This is a genomic window from Rickettsiales bacterium, assembly GCA_029252805.1.
Classification (GTDB): domain Bacteria; phylum Pseudomonadota; class Alphaproteobacteria; order Rickettsiales; family JALZUV01; genus JALZUV01.
In genome coordinates, this window is sequence record JAQXAR010000015.1 from 114,623 (window position 1) to 135,199 (window position 20,577).

Sequence of the window (20,577 nt, forward strand, 5' to 3'; positions counted from 1 at the left end):
ATGACTTGTGATGAAGATTTAAGTGTGAGTTAGGCCGTCTCAGTCGTATGTTAAGTGCGCCCGGAACTGCCTACCTATGCGCGGCTATAGTGACATTGTTTAGAGCTTCCTGCGTCTGAAACAGCCTATTGATGCGCGGCAAAATAATTGAAAGATATCATTTCTATATTTACCGCGTCTGAAACTGCCTACCCATGCGCGTTTATGTTTGATAGGTTTATTATAGCTTCCCGCGTCCGAAACTGCCTACCGATACGCGGCTTTTAGAGGTAATCATGAGCAAAGCGCGTCCGAAACAGCCCACCCATATGCGGTAAATTCATCAATCGCTTATGTTTTGAAGCTTACCGCGTCTGAAACTGCCTACCCATACGCACTTGAGAAAATATGGTGTATATGTCTAGACAGGATAGACTTTGCACATTGGCAAAAGTCCGAAACACCTTAATGTTTTAAGCCTCACAACATAACTTGTGAATGAGAGGAGTAGCTCTTTTCTAGCCCTAATTATAGAGCCTGCAAAGCTAGATAATTTAGATTTATATCTTTGTAACTTGATTGTTGGCCGTAATTCAAAGTAGATAGAATCATGTCAAAAAAAATACATGGTGGAAAACGTAAAGGAGCAGGGCGGAAAGCTGGTTCTAATAAGTTTGGCGAGCCCACATTACGAATGCGAATCCCTGAATCAGCAAAACCGACAGTCGATAAAATCTTAGAACATGTGATTGAGATGAATAAACCTCAACCTAGCAATATCGAGTTAGTTACTCCCGCTATTGCTAGAACTGCTGTTTCTAGGCCGCTTTTTAGTTCGCGCGTTCCTGCTGGTTTCCCATCACCTGCCGATGACTATGTAGAGTTGCACCTAGATTTGAATGAATATGTTGATGCAGATAATCCTGCAGTTTTCTATTGCTGGGTTGTCGGTGAAAGTATGACAGGCGCAGGAATTTTCGATGGAGACTTGCTAGTGGTCGATAAAAGCTTAGAGGCGAAGCATAATGATGTAGTGGTTGCTGTCGTCAATAACGAGTTAACCGTAAAGCGATTGTATAAGCGCGGCGGAGAAATTTCCCTACATCCTGAAAATCCTAATTTTCCAGTTATCACCTTCAGTGGTGATATGGAGCTAACGATATGGGGGGTTGTTTCCAATGTCACACGCAAGTTACGTCGCTCCGAGACGAATCGCCCTAGTTGATTGTAATAACTTCTACGCATCATGTGAGCGTGTGTTTAGGCCAGATTGGGAAGATAAGCCCATTGCGGTTCTTTCAAACAATGACGGCTGCATTATTGCGCGTTCAAACGAGTTAAAAGCCGCTGGCATTCCAATGGGTGCGCCTTACTTCAAATTCAAAGAACAGCTTGAGCAGATTGGAGCGATTGTCGTCTCTAGTAATTATACGCTCTACGGTGATATGTCAGCGCGTGTAATGAATATGCTAGGCCGATACACCCCAGACCTCGAAATCTACTCTATAGACGAGGCTTGGCTCGATTTAACGGGGTTTGATACTGCCACGCTCGACGCTTATGGCCGTGAGATTGTAAATGCCACCTATAAAAGCACAGGCATTCCTGTTTCAATGGGAATTGCTCCCACCAAAGTTTTGGCGAAGCTAGCTAATCGAATCTGTAAGAAATCCACCTTGTCAGGTAGAGTGTTTAACCTCGGCAGCGCAGATAACATTGAAGAAATACTAGCCGAGTTTGAAGTAGGCGACGTGTGGGGCATTGGCCGCCGTTTAGCAGAAAGGCTAAATGCACATGGAATTTACTCAGCGTTGGATTTACGTGATGCTGATGCCAAAGAAATGCGGAAGCGTTATAGCGTGGTGATGGAACGACTTATTTTTGAGCTGCGCGGCATACCCTGTTTAGAATTTGAAGCACCCGAACCAAAGCAAGAAATTATGGCATCACGCTCTTTTAGTCAGCGTGTGACAGATAAGGAATCGCTTATTGAGTCAGTTTCTTTTCACGCCACTCGCGCCGCTGAAAAACTTCGTAAGCAAGGTTCGGCCTGTGGAGTGATGCGGGTTTCGATACGCTCTGGCCGACATAATCCGAATGAGCGATATTTTGCCAAGGATGCAGTCGTGCGTTTCCCAGTTCCAACCGCAGATACGCGCCGCATGATTGCTGCCGCGCGATTATGTATCGAGCAGATATATCGACCAAATGTTCGCTACGCAAAAGCAGGGGTTTCAATCATGGATATTTGCTATGCTAGCGAAGTGCAGGGGAATATCTTCGAGCGCCCAGATGATAGTAAATCACAGTCGCTAATGACCGCGCTAGATAAGCTAAACGGTGAATATGGGAAGCGTACCCTTCACTTTGCAAGTGAAGGGATTAAGAAAACATGGGATATGAAGCGCGATAGAATGACTCCTGCTTATACGACCCGCTGGGCTGATGTTCCGAGTGTGAGCTAACTGATATAGTAAGTCTTCACACCTAGGTCTACGTTTAATGGAAAATGGAGTAATTAATTGCTAGACAGGATAGACTTTGCGTAGGCGCAAAAGTCCAAAACATGTTCATATTCTGATTCTCACAACATAACTTGTGAGAAGGCTGAAGTACGATTTAACAACCTGCTTTAGGGGGCTGATACGTCGGAGAATGCTAACCTAAGTTTCCAAGCGCGTCCGAAGCAGCCCACCCATGCGCGGTAAATCCATCAATCGCTTATGTTTTGAAGCTTCCCGCGTCTGAAACTGCCTACCCATAAGCGACATCCATACAGTCTCTCAGGCGCGCTTGGCTCTTGCTTTTAACGTGTTTTAATTATAGACATATCAATACATCTTGCCCTTGATGGCACACCGTCACTTCTTAGAAGTGACTGAAACTTCCTGCCCATACGTATTTGAGAAAATCATGAATTTTATGTCTAGACAGGATAGACTTTGCATGGGTGCAAAAGTCCAAAACATGCTCATATTTTGATGATCACAACATGACTTGTGATGAACTTTAAGTGAGAGTGAACCCGCCTCGGTTGTACGAACTATTTTTATAGTTAATACTATATCTCAAAAGCGTTAGGTGAATGCTTAGTCATCGTTTTTAGACTCCATAACAGTTATTTTATCCGACAGTGATTGACTTGCTTTTTTTCTGCCATTTGAGGCGGACGTTTTAGTTAAATATACTGTTTCAGCATTAAGCATATTCTGAATATCACTTTTATTTGTATCTACAGTCCATCTAAGCCCTTTGAGCATTCCATTTTTGTTCATAAAGAGCAGGAAGTTTACATGGTCAGGTGGCCGATTGGTTGAAAAAAGTAATGGGCTACTAAGTAGACCTAGTCCTCTGGTCGAAACTTCACCTGATTGAGTTAGGCTATTCATGTCCAAGCTAGCCTGTATTTCTAATATACCATCCTGATAAGTAGATTCTGTTGAGTATTTCGCTTTTTTGAAGTCTTGATTAGATGTGTGGAGTGTTATTTCTAAAATATCTTTGTTAGGAATGACAAGAGAAGATGTTTCTCCACCAATTCCCCAAGACCCTGAAAAGTCACTGCTGGCAAGGTCTTGTGGTAAAGATGCTGCTGATGCAAGAGCTTCATTCATTAAATTCCGTTGAAGAGAAATAGCCTCTGCAAGTTTTTCATTAACTGCTTCGTTATTCTTTTCCACTGACTCAATTTTTTCATAAGCTCCAATTACTATGGTTTCTCGTTGTTGCTCCTTAGTTAAATGTTCCAAACATTTTTTTGCTTTTTCTATGAAGCCAGCGTCAGCATAGGCTTTAGCTAAATTAGCGCTTACATATGAGCTATCTTTCTTATTGTGAGCACCATAGAGTAATGCAACTTGCTCGCCATTTGCGTCGAGGCTGTCATAAATTGTTGATAGATTGTTAGAGGTGATTGAATCAACAGGGCTTTGTCGCCTCAAGATAAGGTAATGGTGATACCAAGGCAGCTTTTACAGGTACAGCTTCAGCAGCATTGCTGGGAGCTTTGTATACCGCAAAAACTCATATAGAAATTATGCACTTACCGTATACGCAATGGTCTAGTTTTTCGTGGTTGGGAATTGTTGCTACTTTCTTTCTGAGTATTTCAATAATAATGTCATTGTTGGCTATCCGTCCTCGATTGCGAAGCACTCAATCTAAAGGGTATATATTTTGGGGGAGTATAGCTGCATACAAAGAGATGAACGAGTTGCGAACCTCATTTCATTCTCAATCTGCGGAAACTCTAAACGACCACTTGTTACATCACCTATTTGATCTTTCTACCAAAGTTGCAGTTCCTAAATATCGCTCTATTTCTTTGTGTATTGCTGCGTTAGGTATCGGAGGAGCCATGACTATGGCTACATTACTGGTGGTACTGGCAATGATATTTTCGTATTTATGAACAGCACCACAGGCTATCACACCATCACTGACTTCCAGCAAGGTGATACGTTGAGCATTCAAGGCCAAGATTTCTCAAACCTCATAGGTGCTGCTGTATCGGATGCTAACGGCACGTTTCTGTTGTTGGGTGATGATAGTGGAATTGTGCTCGCTGGGGTGAGTGTAGCTGAATTGGGGGTGGGGGATTTCTTCTTCTTTTAGGATGTGTGTGAAGATAAGTTAGGCGCCACGGTCAAAGCCACCAATGCCGTTGCCTAGGCTGCCAATGTATTTTGCCGTATGTTTGCCGATAATAGAGCTGTCACCTCGCACAACAGCATCAACGGTTAATAATGCTGCAACTGTTGCGACGATACGTGCAAACCATCGTTTTTTAGGCTTGAATTCTTTGCCTTGAGATTCAGCTTGTTGTTTCTTTTCGGCTGTTTCCTTTTCACCACCAGCAACAGCGTAGGTAGCGCTTCCCAGACCAATCGCTCCGAAGAGCACTTGTTTTACATTTAAAAAGCCTGAATTAGAGGTATCTTTTTCTTTCTTAGGCTTCTTCGGGGGCTCCGTAGCTTTAGGGGGTTCTGTAGCTTTAGGAGGTTCCGTAGCTTCGTCATTCCCGCTGGCTGCTTCAGCAAGATCGGGCGAAGTTTGTGCTAGGGGAGTTGTCGCTGCCTTAAAGTCTGCCTTAATTTCTTCAATCTTGGCATCATTTTTAGTGACACTATCGTCCCAGAGCGCGTCGTTATATTCTTCTGAGGAGGGCGGAATATCTAAGTTTGCTTCTGAGGGCGTTGGCTGCTCCGCCTGCGATTTTTTGGGCTTCTCAATCACAAGCGAAGGGTCATCTATTTGTGCTTTTAGTTGGTTTAGATCGATAAGTTCTAAATCCTTAATTTTCGGCTTGAACGCATCGATATGCGCGCGTAACTCTTCCTTTTGCTCGGTATTATGTTTGAGGTCAATATCGACCAGATAGTGAAGTGCTGGTATAAGCGTTTCTTCAAGGGGTAATATATTTCCATCTTCATCAAGCCGTTTGGAGTCCAACTTATCCCTTAGGTCTCTCCAATAGATGGAGGCAAATCCAAATTCATCTATATTTGCTGATTTAAATAATTCATTAAGAGTTACTTTAATATTATTGTGATCAGCCTCATAAAGGGGTTTATATTTTTGATAAAGCTCTCGCTTTTCTTCATCAGATTCTAAATGTTGACTGTAATAATCAGCAGAGTGATTAAGCGAAAATCCCACACTAAAAAGGTCACTGGCGGTACTCTTACCACCCATTGACCCTATATAATCTAGTTTTTTGCCATCTGTATGTGTATAAAGGGTTAAATAGAGGTCACGTAAATGGCTTTGTACTGGCCAGTTTCTGTTACTTTGAGATGCATCTTTTAATTTTGGGTCAAGTTTAGTTGCTAGGTCAAATTCTTTATCGAGCCCTTCTGCAACCTGGTTTCGTACGTCTAAATAATATTGACCCATTTCTGGCTTGGAGGCGGCTTGTCTATCCAATAAATGTAAAAGCAGGTGGGCGTCTTTTAGGTAAGATTTTTCACCTTCTATGAAAAACATATCATACTCTTTGACGGCTTCATAATGTCCATCTTTATTGGGATAAGAGTCTGTAAAGTCGAGCTCCTTGTTTAAATCTTTGAGATAGTTTTCAAGTGGCCTTTTAATTGGAGGATGGTCAGTTTTTGATGAGGTGTCGCCCAATAGTTCAGTTTGCAAAACAAAATCTTTGGGGAGTAGGTTTTTAATTCTATTTCTGGTTAAGCTTCCAGCTTTATAATTTTCGTAATGTTCGGTTAGATAGGCGTCAATCTTATCTATACCGCGAAGTTCATTCGTTGCAGGTTTGGAGTTTTCAACTTTAGGTTCCTCTGGCTTATCCACCGTAGGCTTCACCATCTCTTTAGGTTTCTTCTTAAATCGATCCCCAAAACTCATAGACTTCGCTTTCTTTGTTTCAGAGGGCAGGGGGGAGAGTCTTTCCATCACCCTTATTAACCTCAGATTTTTCGCCAATGTAATAATAGTAGCAGCTGTAGGTTACCGTTTGATGACAGAAAAGGTTCTTTGGGAGGGTTTCTCAGTGGTGCCTATTCTAGGAGGTGTATTTGTCAGCTGTACCGCAAAGATTATGAATCGATTGTACTGCTTCGCTCATTGATTTCCGAACTGGCTCAACCGTTAGGCGTGAATATATTTGAGTGGCTACAAGGCTTTTATGACCTAGCGATTGCCCTATAATATGTAGGCTTGTTCCGTTGATTGCCTGATAACTACCTAAAGTTCGGCGTAAATCATGCAATCTTAAATTCTCTATACCTGCGCGCTCCAAAATACGACTCCAACCCTTCTTTGGGTCGTGTAAGTGGCCAGTTTTACTATTGGCTGAAAATACATATGGCGAAGCCGTTTGGCGGCTCTTCTCACGTTCGTACAAAATGCTTAATGCTTCATCAATGAGAGGGATACGAAGCACTTCGCCGTTTTTAGATTCTTCGATGCGCCAGACCCCTCGTACTAAATCCAAATCAGCCCAACGCAATGATAGTACATTCTGACGCCTCGCACCTGTGTAGAGGCTCAAATAAACGTAATCTCGTACATCAAGATTACCTTCTTCTTCGAGTGCTTTGAAGAAACGAGGAATCTCATCTTGCAGTAAAAACCTGTCGCGTGATTTTTCTTTAAATTGTTTTACACGAACAGCAGGATTAATACCCTCTAACAAGCTCCAATGAATGGCTTTGTTAAAGACTGTTTTAAGCAACGCTAAAATACGATTCGCCATATAAATTTTTGTTTTACCAACAGTCGTGTGAATCTGCGTAATATCACTCACATTTATAGCCGAGAGCCTTTTTTTGCCGAGGGTCTTAGTGATATGATTCGTATAACATTGCACATCACCCTTTACAGAATATGGCTTCTTATGTGGAATTGCATGACGCTCTAAATAAATTTCGAAAAGTTCATCTAATGTAAGTTCTAGCTTCTTCTTATTACGTTCTGCAAAAGGGTCATCACCTTGGGCGATTGTGTTTTTAATATCGAGTGCCATATTACGCGCGTTCTCAACCGATAGGTCGGGATAGTTGCCAAGGCGATAGCGCTTGGATTCTCCTTCAATTTTCTTTCGAATGTAGAATGTTTTTGTTCCTGTCGATGTTACAACAAGGTTCAAATTTTCTAATCTCGTATCGTGATATGTCTTACGTTTTCCTTTTGGCGGTAAAGTCCCTAACGGCACCTTTCTGTCGGTGGGTGATAGTGGTGGGGTTATTTTAGCTGGGGTAAGTGTGTCTGAATTGGGTGTGGCAGATTTCTTCTTCTTTTAAGAGGCGTGTGAAAATAAATTAAACGTTGCGGCCAAAGCCACCAATACCATTGCCTAAACTGCCGATATATTTTGCCGTATGCTTTCCAAGGATGGATTGATCGCCACGCACGACTGCGTCGATAGTTAACACTGCTGCCACTGCTGCAACGATACGTGCAAACCAGCGTTTTTTGGGCTTGAATTCTTTACCTTGAGATTCAGCTTGTTGTTTCTTTTCGGCTGTTTTCCTTTCGCCGCCAGCAACAGCGTAAGCGGCACTTCCCAAGCCAATTTCTCCGAAGAGAACTTGCTTTACATTTAAGAATTCCGAGCTAGGTTTTTCCTTCTCGGGCTCCTCTTTCTTAGGCTTCTTAATCTCTTCCCATGATTTCTGAGGTGATACAAGATGCGTGCCTGTTTTTGCGCCCGTTTTACTATCGGGAAATTTGAAGCAATGGTTATCCCAATCAATAAAACTCTATTTTAGTGTGAGTATTTCTGATAGGCGGCAGCCCGTGAATAAAAGCAAGCGGATGAGGTTTGTCACGCTTAGCATTTCCGTTCGATTTTGATCGCATTCATCCAGTAAAGCAAAGAGACGATCAATCTCTTCCTGATTTAAAAAGCGCTCTCGTGATTTCTCAGGATACTTTTTTATCGGTCTACATGGGTTATCTTTGGATGGAATCCATTCTTGCTCAATCGCGCAATTGATGCTGCTACTAATGGCCACCAACAGACGATTTGCCACATAAGGTCGGTCTATGTCCCCCCCCTGAGTGTTTTAGTTAGTTAACTTATTATAATTACGAAAAAACCGCTTTCTGATTGAACTTCAGCATACTAGAGAGTAGCTTTCACTCCATAATAATTAAAGTTATTTTAAGTGAAATGTTAGGACAACAGCGAAAATGGCAGAAGTTATTTATCAGTTTGAAAATAAAGAGAGAAAATTGGAATCTGATTCTGATAGCCCAATAGACATAAGAGATGTCATTGCTACTCTGCACCGTAATCAAAAACTGATTGCAATATGTGTTGCTATCACCTTAGTGATTGGCGCTTTTTATGTTGTTGTCACTCCTTTGAAGTATGAAGCCACGGTCTCGATTCTTATTGATCCACGCCAAAAAATGGTCGTTCCAGACATGCTGAAAGAAGTGATGAGCTTTAAGGAAAACCTTATTTTGGATAGTCAGATTGAGATAATGCAATCAGATCGGCTAATCGAGAAAGCCGTTGAGCGCATCGGTCTTTTTAAGAGCAACCCAGAAGAAGAAGAAAATCGAATCAAATATAAGGGTGCAGTATCAGGTGATGTTTCAGATAAAAAAGTAACCGAAGAAAACATGCGTATACAAAATACGCTTGATGAATTCCGTGGCGGTTTGAATGTATCACGTGAAGGGAAAACTTATATCTTGAAGGTTAGTTATACGTCGCAACATCCTGAAATGTCTACTGCACGTGCAAATCTTGTTGCAGATACATATTTAGAAAATGAGATGGCTATTCAATTTGAAACATCCAGACGAACTCATACATGGCTCGACGAGTGGGCAGAGAAAACACGAAATGAATTGAGTGCGGTCGAAAAGGAAATAGACAACTATAAAACACAAAGAAATATTGTAGAGGCACACTGGAGTGATTCTGTATCTAGCCAGCAGCTCTTAGAGTTAAATAAGAATTTATCTGATGTGCGCATTGAAGCTGCGCATGCTAAAGCGCGTTATGAAACTTTAATGAAGGTTATTGAAGTAGGCGATACTGATACGATAACCAGCGATTTGGTAAAAAACACTGTGATTAATGACTTACGCAACAAGTATGTCTCCCTCTCGCAGAGCGCAGCTAATATTAAGCGCAGTGGAGGAGGGGATTACAAACCCTATAAAAGTTTGATACGGCAGATGAGTGATGTGCGAAAGTTCATGATCGAGGAATATAAGCGTGTCGCGAAAGGGTATAAGAACAAACATGAAATTGGGTTATCAAAACAGCAAGTGCTACAGAAAGAATTGGATATGTTGACGAGTAGCTCTCTCGTTAATCAAGAAAATCACATTGAGTTAAGGCAACTGCAGTTACGCGCCGAATCGATCAAAAATCTGTATACTAAACTACTCAATAATCTAAATGAAAAAACCGAGCTTCAGTCTGCTCCCTTTGCTCCAGGACGTGTCATTAATTATGCAAAAATTCCACGCAAAGCAAGTTGGCCCAAAATACCAGTCATCATGTTTTTTGCTGCTGCTATTGGATTACTAATGGGAATCAGTTTGGCGTTTGCTAAAGAATATTTAAACAAATTTATCTGGAGGGTGGAAGAGCTTGAGCAAGCAACGCATCGGACTTGTTTTGGCCTGTTGCCAAAACTTGATCTGAATGAGAAGGAAAAGGGGAGGGCAATAACGCTCGCTGATTGCAGAGATGAACTCCAGCAAGGGCGCCCGTCGTTTAACTCAACCGCTTTTGATGAACTGACGCAAATAATAGAACAACAAACCAGTGTCACAACAGAAGTTATGAGAAAGGTGCAATTGGCTATTAAAAGTTTTGCTCCGGAGAAAAGTGGAAGTGTCATCTCATTTGTCTCCGCTAATCCAGGGGATGGAAAATCATTCACGTCCTGTTTTCTTGCTAAGCATCTCGCAAACTCAGGTGCAAAAGTCGCGTTGATTGATTGCGATTTTAGGCGACCTACTCTTACAAACATGCTGTTTCCCACTGCCGAAATTGGCTTTTACGAAATGGCTTCACAAATGGATAGGGGGGAGAGAGTTAAGAGCGATCAGGACATTACCTCAATATTCCATAAAACAAGCACAAAGCAGCTTTTCTTTGTTCCGGCAAAAGGTGCTAGCACCAGCGTTACCAATCTAGATATGATTTCCTCTAATAGAATGCAAAACCTGATTACTCTTTTGAAACAAGAGTTTGATTATGTGTTGATTGACCTTCCACCCGTTGTCAACACTGTCGATGCACGCGCAATTTCACATGTAGTTGATCATTTCATCTTTCTCGCGCGTTGGGGGAAAGTCCACTATCATACGGTACATGGTGCATTAATGCGTGCGCCAGAAGTATACGAAAAGACGGTAGGAACATTACTCACCCAAGCAGATCTCTCATTGGCAAACCGATACGGTTATGGTTACGGGTCTTATGATAATTACGAATCACATGGCTAGTTATTGTCTTTTGAGGCATAAATTGGGAGTCGGCCAATTAGGAGAAATAAAGTAGGCGTTATATCGGATATGTTGGATATTTTTGTGATTGCCTCGTTTATTGGCACGGTTGCGTTTGCCTTAAGTGGCTTTTTAATTGGTGCTTCTAAAAAGATGGATTGGATGGGAGTGTTTATTCTCGCCATGCTGACGGCCAATGGGGGTGGGGTGATTCGTGATGTGCTGGTCAATCAAACACCCAAGCTTCTGACCGATCTATCTGGATTCTTCATTGTAGTTGTGGTGTTCATCGTGGCGCTCGTGTTTAAGCTTGGACGTTCTGCGAAGATTGAGAAAAGCCGCTTATTTGTGTTGAGTGATGCACTGGGGCTGGTCGCCTTTAGTATGACGGGTGCATTGGTGGGCGTTGAAGCTGAGCTTAATGCGTTTGGCGTCGTAGTGCTTGCCTTCATCACGGCAGCGGGCGGCGGCATTATCCGTGACGTTTTGGTGAATGAAGTGCCCGCGTTATTCAGTAGTGATTTCTATGGCAGTGTCGCCATCCTGGCGGGGCTAGGCGTGTATTTTCTACATTATTTTAACGTAGCCAATAACCTGACACTAGCCGCGTTGCTTGCTGGAGCGTTGGCGCTTCGCCTTTGTGCCTATGTCTTTAAATGGAAATTACCGCGAATATCAGGCAATTAAATCTGACGCTCTACCAGTAGCTTTTTGATTTCAGTGATCGCCTTTGCCGGGTTTAATCCTTTAGGGCAAGCCTTGGTGCAGTTCATGATCGTATGACAGCGATAGAGCCGGAAGGGATCTTCCAAATCATCGAGGCGTTCGCCTGTGAACTCATCACGGCTATCAGCGATCCAACGATAAGCTTGAAGCAGGATTGCAGGGCCGAGGTAACGGTCTGAATTCCACCAGTAGCTTGGGCAAGAGGTTGAGCAGCAGAAGCAGAGGATACATTCGTACATGCCATCTAACGCTTCACGGTCTTCAGGAGATTGTAGGCGCTCAGAGCCGGATGGGGTAGGGCTTTGTGTTTTGATCCACGGCTCGATGCTTTCATATTGCGCGTAAACATGTTTGAGATCTGGTACCAGATCTTTCACCACAGGCATATGCGGCAGCGGATAGACTTTGATATCGCCATCGATTTCATCAATGCCTTTTGTGCAGGCGAGCGTATTCGTACCGCCAATATTCATCGCACACGAACCACAGATACCTTCACGGCAAGAACGGCGGAAGGTTAGGGTGCTGTCCACTTTATCTTTAATATAGATCAAGGCATCTAGAATCATGGGACCACATACATCGAGATCGACTTCGTACGTGTCGATTCGTGGGTTTAGCGGTTCGCCATCTTCATCCACATCATCAGGATTCCAGCGGTAAATATGGAATAATTTGATTCTTTTCGCCTCGCGAGACGCTTCAAAATATTCACCTTCAACGGGGCGGGAGTTTGTGGGGAGTGTAAATTCAGCCATAAGGGGTACTTTAGAGGGGGTTGCGTTAATTTTATACTAAAATCTTAGCCTTCTTCAGGTTTAAAATCAGGCAAAAGGGTCTGACCATTTTTTTGTTTCGTTTTTATCTCAGATGCGGTCTTGCCGAGTAATAGATAACGCTCTGCAGTCGTTGGATGAGAGCTGCCAACATAAATCCCTTTTGGGTTTAATGTAGCCATACGGCGCCATAAATTAGCGGCTTGGTCAATATTGAAACCGGAACGTTTAAGGATATACATACCGATATAATCGGCTTCTTTCTCGAAGCCTTGGCTGTATTTCATCACCGCGCTTTGTGCGCCAAGTTTACTAAACATGCCGCTTGTATTCATGCCTTGTGAATTTGCCAATGTATCGACGGCAAGGCCGAGTAGGCCGCCAACGGTCGCATTTTGCCCGGCTTTGCTTGGATGCGCCATAATCGCATGCGCGTATTCGTGGCTTAGCACGGTTGCGAGTTGGTTATCCGTTTTAGCGAAGGCCATCATGGCGGGAGTTACCACGATTTTTTTGCCATCGGTATAGGCGTTTACGGCGTCTGTTTCTTTATCTTCTAAGTGGAAGGGAAGGTTGCAGGCTTTTGCGCCGAGCTCTCTGCAGACGGTGCTACCGGCATTGAAGATCGGCTTAGCTACGCGCTTTAGGCGTGCTTGCATCGCTGCAGTTGCTTTCGTAGCGGTCTGCGTTGGGTTGCGTGTTTCCGCATCGATAATGCGTTTTTGCGCCGCTTGTTCACGCGCCAGCTCAGCTTTTGAGATGGTGGGCGTTTGGGAGGTGGCGGAAGCACAGGCGGTCAGTAAGAGCGCAAGTGCGAGTGTGGTTAAATGTTTCATGAGTTATCGGAGCCTTTATCATTTTTCATGCGTGGGAGCAGCGCTTCCCCTCTTTTACGCCTTTGTTCAATTTCGTCGACTGTTTTCTTCATCATCACGAAGCGTTCTGGCGAGGTAGGGTGGGTGGTTTCGGTATAAATAGCATCAGGGTTGACGGCTGACATCAAGCGCCAAACTTCACCGGCCTGGCCAATTTTATAGCCCGCGCGGTTGAGGATATAGAGGCCAACATAATCGGCCTCATTTTCATAATTTGCTGAGAAGGAGAGCAGGCTCATTTCAGCGCCGATTTGTCCGAAGCCGCCGCTGGTGTTAATCCCTGCACCTGCTGTAGCGGCATCGAGAATGGAGCCCAAAATCGTACCACCCATGATGTTCGTTTCCTGATCATCCAAATGCCCCATGATGCTATGCGCGAATTCGTGGGCGATGATGAAGCCGAGCTGATCATCGCGTTTGACAAGTTGCATTAAGCGACGGCTGATGACGAGTTTATGGCCATCTGCATAAGCGTTGATGGAATCATCTTTGCTGGCGCCAAGTTCGACGTGAAAAAGGCAGCGCTGGTCTTTCTCAATTGTCTCTTGTTTCCGCAATGTGTTGCAGAGTTTGATTGCTGCAGGGCCCACGCGTTTAGCGATACGAGAGAGACGTTGATCGAGTTTCGTCTTCGTCGGCAGGCGGTCGTAAATATGTGAAAAGTCATTCTCGTAGAGATACTTTTCTTGATAGGCTTTTTCAGCTTCGATATCGGCAGTGCTAATTTCAGGCAATAGTGTTCGTGGCTGCGCACAGGCAGTGACAAGCATTAGAAAGACTATGCTGAGAGAAAAGCGAGGCATTAGTAAACCCGTTTCTTCGGCGGAACGACCTCTACTTCATCGGTTAGGGTGTTCATATGTACAGGGCGGAAATCGATCTTCACGTTTCCTTTGCCATCAAGCCAAGTCAATGTGTGCTTATGCCAATTCTCATCGTCACGATCTTGGTAATCATCGCGAGCGTGCGCGCCACGGCTCTCTTTACGGTTAAGCGCAGAATCCATCGTCACCACGGCTTGAGAGAGTAGGTTATCTAGCTCCAGCGCCTCGACAAGATCAGAATTCCAAATCATGCTCTTATCAGACACATTGATGTCATCAAAACTCTGCCAGATTTCAGCAATCTTGTGAGAACCTTCGGCCATCGTGTCTTCGGTACGGAAGACGGCGGCGTGTTTTTGCATGGTTTGTTGCATGCTATCGCGAATCTCTGCTGTGCGAAGCTTGCCATCCGCATGACGGATTTTATCAAAACGTTGCAGGACATAATCCGTCGCATGCGCGGGTGCGGGTGGTAATTTAGCACCGGGTTTGATAATTTCTTTCGCACGTATTGCGGCTGCGCGACCAAATACAACGAGATCAAGTAGCGAGTTTGAACCAAGGCGGTTCGCACCATGAACCGAGATACATCCAGCCTCACCAATCGCCATCAAGCCCGGAACAACCGCTTCGGCATTTCCTTTTTGCTTCGTGACAACTTCGCCATGCATGTTGGTTGGAATACCGCCCATATTGTAATGCACGGTTGGGATAACAGGGATTGGATCTTTGTTCACATCGACACCGGCGAATACTTTGGCTGTTTCCGAAATACCCGGCAGACGCGCTGCTAGCACTTCAGGTGCTAAGTGGTTTAGATGCAAGTTGATGTGATCTTTCTTCGGGCCGACACCGCGGCCTTCTTGAATTTCCATCGTCATCGAACGGCTGACAACATCACGACTTGCCAAATCTTTGGCAGACGGGGCGTAGCGTTCCATAAAGCGTTCGCCCTCGGAGTTGGTGAGGTAGCCACCTTCGCCACGCGCACCCTCGGTAATCAGGCAACCTGCGCCGTAAACTCCGGTCGGGTGGAACTGAACGAATTCCATATCTTGTAGCGGCATTCCTGCGCGAAGCACCATACCGCCACCGTCACCGGTGCAAGTGTGAGCTGACGTGCAAGAGAACCATGCGCGGCCATAGCCGCCGGTTGCAAGTACGACCATTTGTGCGTTAAAGCGATGCAGCGTTCCGTCATCAAGGTTCCACGCCATCACGCCACGGCATGAGCCATCATCATCCATCAATAAATCCACCGCGAAATATTCGATGAAGAACTGCGCTTGGTTTTTAAGCGCTTGTTGGTAGAGCGTGTGTAAGATTGCGTGACCGGTGCGGTCAGCTGCGGCGCAGGTACGAACGGCTGCTGGGCCTTCGCCATACTCCGTCGTCATTCCGCCGAAGGGACGTTGATAGATTTTACCTTCAGCCGTACGCGAGAAGGGCACGCCGTAATGTTCCAGCTCAATCACAGAATCCATGGCGTTTTTGCACATATATTCGATCGCGTCTTGGTCGCCGAGCCAGTCAGAGCCTTTGATCGTATCGTAAAAGTGCCAGCGCCAATCATCTTTGCTCATATTGCCGAGCGCTGCGGATATTCCGCCTTGCGCCGCTACCGTGTGGCTACGCGTGGGGAATACTTTACTGATACATGCCGTTGAGAGGCCCGCATTGGCCATGCCAAATGTTGCACGTAAGCCAGCGCCACCGGCGCCAACGACAACAACGTCAAAATCGTGATCAATAATTTCGTAAGATTGGGGAAGGGTCATACCGGAACTTCGTTAAAGAAATGGAGTTGAATTACGGCCATCAAACAGATCAGGCCAAACAAAATATGCAGCGCTTTGCTAAGGATGAGCAAACTGTTGCGTGAGAAAGCTTTATGCACGTAATCTTCAATCACGACTTGGATGCCCAGCTTAGAGTGCCAGAAGCCAAAGATGATGAAGAGCGCTAAGAAAGCCGCGTTAAAGGGCGATTTAAGCCAAATATTGAGTGCCGTACTATCATGCCCCATCGCCAGGCAAATAAGGCTGACCACAAACCAAAGGCCTAGGGGAATGAGTGCCAGTGCCGTCGCGCGTTCGGCAATAAAATGCGAAGTGCCAGACTTTGCCGAGCCTAAGCCGCGAGCTTTTTTGATATCAGAACGTAGGTTGCTCATACTGTGCCTCCCATAAGGACATAAATCCATGTCGCAGCGGTGAGGCCGAGGGTCACACCCAGTACGAGGAACCCGCCACGTTGAGCATCTTCAATTTCGAGCATCATGCCTGCATCCCAAATGAGATGGCGGATGCCGTTAGCGAGGTGGTAATAAAATGCCACGCTCCAGCCAAATAGGAATAACATACCGATAACGCTACCAGCCATGTCGTAAAAGCCATCCAATCCAGCGGGGTTGTAAGCCGCATGGTAGAGCCAGCAGGTAAGCGGCAACAGACCAAGACTAAGCGCAAAGCCAGTCATACGGTGAAAAATCGAAAGGATCGAAGTCATTTGCGGTTTGTAAATCTGCAAATGCGGCGAAAGCGGGCGAGATGATGTTGTTTTTGTCATTGTCCGCGCAGCATAGCTAAGGCAAACAAAGTTACAAGTCAGGTTTTTAGGATAAACGAATGTAACTTCAACTTTCGCGAGTGGTGATGTTGAGATGTCATGGAAAATGGAATGCCCATAAGTAATGTCATGCCGTCGCATGACGGCATCCAGAAGCAATTTTATGGCTCTCCATTTGTCCCTGGACCCCGTCATGCGACGGGGTGAAAATCATCTGAATTAGGCAGCGGCTTGTGGCTGCAATTGATATTTAAAGATGAGTTCTTCGGCAATTTGCACGGCGTTGAGGGCTGCGCCTTTGCGGAGGTTATCGGATACGACCCACAGGGCGAGGCCGTGCTTAACGCTCTTATCTTCGCGCAGGCGGGAAACAAATACGGCATCTTCGCCAACACAATCAAGCTGCGTTGCGTAGCCGCCATCTTGCATGCGATCGACCAGCATTATGCCATCGGCTTCGGATAGGATATCGTGCGCTTCCTTAGCGCTGATGGGTTTTTCAAATTCGACATTGATAGATTCGCCGTGACCTACAAATACGGGCACACGCACACACGTCGCTGAAACTTCAATATCTGGATCGAGGATTTTCTTGGTTTCGACAATCATTTTCCACTCTTCTTTCGTATAGCCATCATCCATGAAGCTATCGATATGAGGAATCGTGTTGAAGGCAATACGCTTGGTGAAATTCACCGGATCTTGCTGCTCATGCACATAGATTTTCTTGGTTTGTGTGTAGAGCTCGTCCATCGCGCCTTTACCTGCGCCGGAAACCGATTGGTACGTGCTGACCACGATACGTTTGATTTTCGCGACATCATGCAACGGCTTTAGGGCGACCAGCATTTGAATGGTCGAGCAATTCGGATTCGCAATGATATTACGTTTGCTGAAACCTTTAAGCGCCGTTGAATTTACTTCAGGTATGATAAGTGGAACATCTTCGTCCATACGGAAGTGGGAGGTGTTATCGATCACGACACAGCCCGCTGCTGCCGCGCGAGGGGCGTGCTCAGCCGAGATTTTTCCGCCTGGAGAGAAAAGCGCGATATCTGTATCAGAGAAATCATAATCTGTAAGAGATTGCACTTTGAGAATTTGAGTCTCGCCGTAGCTGACTTCTTTTCCTTTAGAAGCAGAGGAAGCGAGCGCCACCACTTCCTTCGCCGGGAAGTTGCGCTCGGCAAGCGTTTTGAGGATTTCGCGGCCAACGTTACCGGTGGCGCCGACGACGGCAATTTTATAAGACATAATTCTCTCTTCTATTGGTCACAAATGTGGATGGTGTCGTCCAATGCGAGTGCATTGGCAGCTTTAAGTTGGGCCGCAACGGCGCGTGAACAGCTTTTGACTTTGCGGATGATAGGGGCGTTCATGTAGCGTTTTCCTTCGCTGCGCATGAGGGCTTGGGCTTTGTCGCGTTTCCCTGCCTCACAAAGTTGGGCAATCTGTTGATGAAGCTTTTGGCCCTTTTGCTCAAGTTCAGACAATTTCGTATGATCAATTGTTGCGCAATTTTTCATCTGGTCGATTTGCTTATTGAGGTCGCCTGCATCCATGCCTTGGAGCTGCTGAATTAGCTGCTGCTGTAGGGCGGGGCGTTCCTGCGCATTCACTCCAAAGGCAAAGAGAGCGAGTATGGCGATAAGAAAAACCTTCATGATTATGCGGCTTTCTGTTGCTTGTTGGCAAGGGCTTTGAGGATGGTGTCGCCCATTTCCTCGGTGCCTAATGGCTGCATTCCATCTTGCATGATGTCGCCGGTGCGGTAGCCATCAGCCAGTGCGCTATCGACAGCAGCTTCAACCGCATCCGCTTCTGCCATATAGCCGAAGCTATAGCGAAGCATCATCGCGAAGCTTAGGATGGTGGCAATTGGGTTGGCAAGGTTTTGGCCTGCAATATCCGGTGCAGAGCCATGAACAGGTTCATACATGCCGGGCGTTTTTCCGTCTTTTTCTGCACCCAGAGAGGCAGAAGGCAGCATACCAAGTGAGCCCGTGAGCATTGCCGCGCAATCCGATAAGATATCGCCGAACATATTGCCGGTGACCATCACATCAAACTGTTTAGGATTGCGCACGAGCTGCATCGCGGCATTATCGACATACATATGGCTGAGTTCTTGATCGGCATATTCGGATTTATGCAATTCGATCATTTCTTCGCGCCACATTTCTGTGCATTCGAGCACGTTGGCTTTATCGACCGAGCACACACGGCCATCACGTTTCTTCGCGAGGTCAAAAGCGACGCGTCCGATACGGTGGACTTCATTCGTGGTGTAAGTGTAGGTGTTATAGCCCATGCGTTGGCCGTCATTGAGGGTTTTTACGCCGCGAGGTTCGCCGAAATAGATACCGCCTGTTAGCTCGCGCACGATCATAATATCAAGACCGCTAATCACCTCATGCTTGAGTGTAGAAGCTTCAGCTAAGGCTTCAAAGCACATAGCAGGGCGTAGGTTGGCGAAAAGTTCAAGTTCTTTACGTAAACCGAGGAGGCCTTTTTCAGGACGAACGGCAATCGGTAGCGGTTCCCATTTAGGGCCACCAACGGCGCCAAGCAAAACAGCGTCTGCTGCTTTGGCCGCATCAAGCGTGTCTTGCGGAAGCGGAGAGCCGCTATCATCATAGGCTGCGCCACCGACGAGCTTAGTCTCCGTCGTGAATTGTTTATCGGTATTGGCGTTGAGCCAATCAATCAATTTGCTAACTTGTGCGCAAACTTCAGGGCCGATGCCATCACCGGGCAGGAGGAGGATATGTTTTGTCATTATGCTGCTAACCAAGGTTTACGAGTCGTTTCATAGGTGGCGATGTGAGAGACTTTCTCCATCGTTAGGCCGATATCATCAAGACCTTCCATCAGGCATTTTTTGCGGAAGGGGTCTAGCTCGAAAGAGAAGCGGTGGTTGCCGGCAATCACTTCCTGAGTTTCAATATCAACACTCATCACAGGATTCTCTTGCTCCGTTGCATAGGCCATCAACGTATCTACCTGATCTTGCGGTAAGCGCATCGGCAGCATACCGTTTTTGAAGCAATTATTGTAGAAAATATCGGCGAAATCTGGTGCGATAATGCATTTGATACCGAAATCTAGCAAAGCCCAAGGCGCGTGTTCGCGTGATGAACCACAACCAAAGTTATCCGCACCGATGATAATACCCGCATTGCGGTAAGGTTCGTTATTTAAAACGAAATCAGCCACTTCGTTACCGTCATTATCAAAGCGCATTTCGTCAAATAGATTGATACCCAAACCAGTGCGTTTTACCGTTTTGAGAAACTGTTTGGGAATAATCATGTCAGTATCGACATTCAAAATGGGCAGCGGGGCGGCAATCGCCTCTAATGACTTAAGTGGTTGCATGGGTCGTATCCTAAAATTTAAAAAAGGTTTTATACATATATTCTACGCTAGAGGCAAGGCCAGCAAGGCTGGCTCATCAGATTTCTGATCTTGTATGGAGTGAGAGCTGACTCCCGCTTACGCGGCGCTTCAGCACTTATATATTAACTCTTCTGATAAGTTTCAGCATCCATTTCGCGAATTTCAACAGAAACTTTATCCGTAAAAGGGACGAGAGCCTTCGTAATGCTGGAAATGGACTGTGCTAAGGCGCGGCGTGTTTCAACCGTGCGACCAGCCAGCATGGAAAGCGTAATATGCAAGAAGCTCTCATTATTGCCTGTGATCACGACTTCATCATAACCAAAACTTCTTGATTTTAAAGAGGATTTGTCAAAAATCCCTGATGTCTCAATGGTTTTGTGGAGCTGTTGTAAAAGCTCACTTTCGTGAACGTGAGTGCTCAGGTTCTTTGAATATTCAACTAATAGATGTGGCATAAAATAGCTTCTATCTCAGCTTGTGCGGATAGTC

21 protein-coding genes are annotated in these 20,577 nt (G+C 45.4%); 5 read left to right on the forward strand and 16 right to left on the reverse strand.

Annotated elements, in window-relative coordinates:
• The first annotated feature begins 589 nt into the window (after positions 1–589).
• Positions 590–1,204 carry a translesion error-prone DNA polymerase V autoproteolytic subunit gene (gene umuD / locus P8P30_03295; protein ID MDG1286572.1) on the forward strand — a complete coding sequence of 205 codons (615 nt, stop codon included), beginning with the start codon at positions 590–592 and terminating at the stop codon, positions 1,202–1,204.
• Positions 1,205–1,235: 31 nt separating this feature from the next.
• Positions 1,236–2,444 carry a Y-family DNA polymerase gene (locus P8P30_03300; protein MDG1286573.1) on the forward strand — a complete coding sequence of 403 codons (1,209 nt, stop codon included), beginning with the start codon at positions 1,236–1,238 and terminating at the stop codon, positions 2,442–2,444.
• A gap of 624 nt (positions 2,445–3,068) precedes the next feature.
• Here the strand turns inward: P8P30_03300 and P8P30_03305 are convergent.
• Positions 3,069–3,920 (reverse strand): hypothetical protein, encoded by an 852-nt coding sequence (locus P8P30_03305; GenBank protein ID MDG1286574.1) that lies wholly within the window; start codon positions 3,918–3,920, stop codon positions 3,069–3,071.
• Positions 3,921–4,386: 466 nt separating this feature from the next.
• Between P8P30_03305 and P8P30_03310 the strand changes: the two genes are divergently transcribed.
• Entirely contained in the window at positions 4,387–4,593 is a 207-nt protein-coding gene (locus P8P30_03310; GenBank protein MDG1286575.1) for a hypothetical protein, read from the forward strand.
• Positions 4,594–4,611: 18 nt separating this feature from the next.
• On the opposite strand, the gene P8P30_03315 is transcribed toward P8P30_03310, so the two are convergent.
• From P8P30_03315 to P8P30_03330, 4 genes are all read right to left on the reverse strand, one after another.
• Positions 4,612–6,390, reverse strand: a complete 1,779-nt coding sequence (locus P8P30_03315) for a hypothetical protein (GenBank protein MDG1286576.1) — start codon at positions 6,388–6,390, stop codon at positions 4,612–4,614.
• 109 nt (positions 6,391–6,499) lie between these two features.
• Positions 6,500–7,651: a site-specific integrase gene (locus tag P8P30_03320; GenBank protein ID MDG1286577.1), complete on the reverse strand. Its 1,152-nt coding sequence runs from the start codon at positions 7,649–7,651 to the stop codon at positions 6,500–6,502.
• 106 nt (positions 7,652–7,757) lie between these two features.
• Positions 7,758–8,006 carry a hypothetical protein gene (locus tag P8P30_03325; GenBank protein ID MDG1286578.1) on the reverse strand — a complete coding sequence of 83 codons (249 nt, stop codon included), beginning with the start codon at positions 8,004–8,006 and terminating at the stop codon, positions 7,758–7,760.
• A gap of 192 nt (positions 8,007–8,198) precedes the next feature.
• Positions 8,199–8,471, reverse strand: a complete 273-nt coding sequence (locus P8P30_03330; protein MDG1286579.1) for a hypothetical protein — start codon at positions 8,469–8,471, stop codon at positions 8,199–8,201.
• Positions 8,472–8,631: 160 nt separating this feature from the next.
• On the opposite strand from P8P30_03330, the gene P8P30_03335 reads away from it, so the two are divergent.
• Both P8P30_03335 and P8P30_03340 read left to right on the forward strand, forming a co-directional pair.
• Positions 8,632–10,917: an AAA family ATPase gene (locus P8P30_03335; protein MDG1286580.1), complete on the forward strand. Its 2,286-nt coding sequence runs from the start codon at positions 8,632–8,634 to the stop codon at positions 10,915–10,917.
• 69 nt (positions 10,918–10,986) lie between these two features.
• On the forward strand, positions 10,987–11,604 hold the full coding sequence (locus P8P30_03340) for a TRIC cation channel family protein (protein ID MDG1286581.1): 618 nt from the start codon (positions 10,987–10,989) through the stop codon (positions 11,602–11,604).
• Here the strand turns inward: P8P30_03340 and P8P30_03345 are convergent.
• The 11 genes from P8P30_03345 to P8P30_03395 form a co-directional block, all read right to left on the reverse strand.
• The gene (locus tag P8P30_03345) at positions 11,601–12,401 is read right to left on the reverse strand and encodes a succinate dehydrogenase iron-sulfur subunit (GenBank protein MDG1286582.1); all 801 of its coding nucleotides are present in this window, start codon (positions 12,399–12,401) and stop codon (positions 11,601–11,603) included. The two genes, P8P30_03340 and P8P30_03345, sit on opposite strands and share 4 nt — an antisense overlap.
• A gap of 44 nt (positions 12,402–12,445) precedes the next feature.
• Entirely contained in the window at positions 12,446–13,255 is an 810-nt protein-coding gene (locus tag P8P30_03350; protein ID MDG1286583.1) for a M48 family metallopeptidase, read from the reverse strand.
• Positions 13,252–14,064, reverse strand: a complete 813-nt coding sequence (locus P8P30_03355; protein MDG1286584.1) for a M48 family metallopeptidase — start codon at positions 14,062–14,064, stop codon at positions 13,252–13,254. The genes P8P30_03350 and P8P30_03355 overlap by 4 nt, the downstream gene beginning before the upstream one ends.
• Positions 14,065–14,096: 32 nt before the next feature.
• On the reverse strand, positions 14,097–15,896 hold the full coding sequence (sdhA, locus tag P8P30_03360; GenBank protein MDG1286585.1) for a succinate dehydrogenase flavoprotein subunit: 1,800 nt from the start codon (positions 15,894–15,896) through the stop codon (positions 14,097–14,099).
• Positions 15,893–16,291 (reverse strand): succinate dehydrogenase, hydrophobic membrane anchor protein, encoded by a 399-nt coding sequence (gene sdhD, locus P8P30_03365; GenBank protein ID MDG1286586.1) that lies wholly within the window; start codon positions 16,289–16,291, stop codon positions 15,893–15,895. The genes sdhA and sdhD overlap by 4 nt, the downstream gene beginning before the upstream one ends.
• Positions 16,288–16,686, reverse strand: coding sequence for a succinate dehydrogenase, cytochrome b556 subunit (gene sdhC, locus P8P30_03370; protein ID MDG1286587.1), 399 nt, complete (start codon positions 16,684–16,686; stop codon positions 16,288–16,290). The genes sdhD and sdhC overlap by 4 nt, the downstream gene beginning before the upstream one ends.
• Before the next feature lie 219 nt (positions 16,687–16,905).
• Positions 16,906–17,940: an aspartate-semialdehyde dehydrogenase gene (locus P8P30_03375; GenBank protein MDG1286588.1), complete on the reverse strand. Its 1,035-nt coding sequence runs from the start codon at positions 17,938–17,940 to the stop codon at positions 16,906–16,908.
• Between the two features lie 11 nt (positions 17,941–17,951).
• The gene (locus P8P30_03380) at positions 17,952–18,350 is read right to left on the reverse strand and encodes a hypothetical protein (GenBank protein MDG1286589.1); all 399 of its coding nucleotides are present in this window, start codon (positions 18,348–18,350) and stop codon (positions 17,952–17,954) included.
• 2 nt (positions 18,351–18,352) lie between these two features.
• Positions 18,353–19,465, reverse strand: coding sequence for a 3-isopropylmalate dehydrogenase (gene leuB, locus P8P30_03385; GenBank protein MDG1286590.1), 1,113 nt, complete (start codon positions 19,463–19,465; stop codon positions 18,353–18,355).
• Positions 19,465–20,064 carry a 3-isopropylmalate dehydratase small subunit gene (gene leuD / locus P8P30_03390; protein MDG1286591.1) on the reverse strand — a complete coding sequence of 200 codons (600 nt, stop codon included), beginning with the start codon at positions 20,062–20,064 and terminating at the stop codon, positions 19,465–19,467. Before leuD ends, leuB begins: the two co-directional genes overlap by 1 nt.
• A gap of 143 nt (positions 20,065–20,207) precedes the next feature.
• Complete coding sequence (locus tag P8P30_03395) at positions 20,208–20,543, reverse strand: 5-carboxymethyl-2-hydroxymuconate Delta-isomerase (protein ID MDG1286592.1); 336 nt, start codon at positions 20,541–20,543, stop codon at positions 20,208–20,210.
• Positions 20,544–20,577 lie beyond the last annotated feature (34 nt).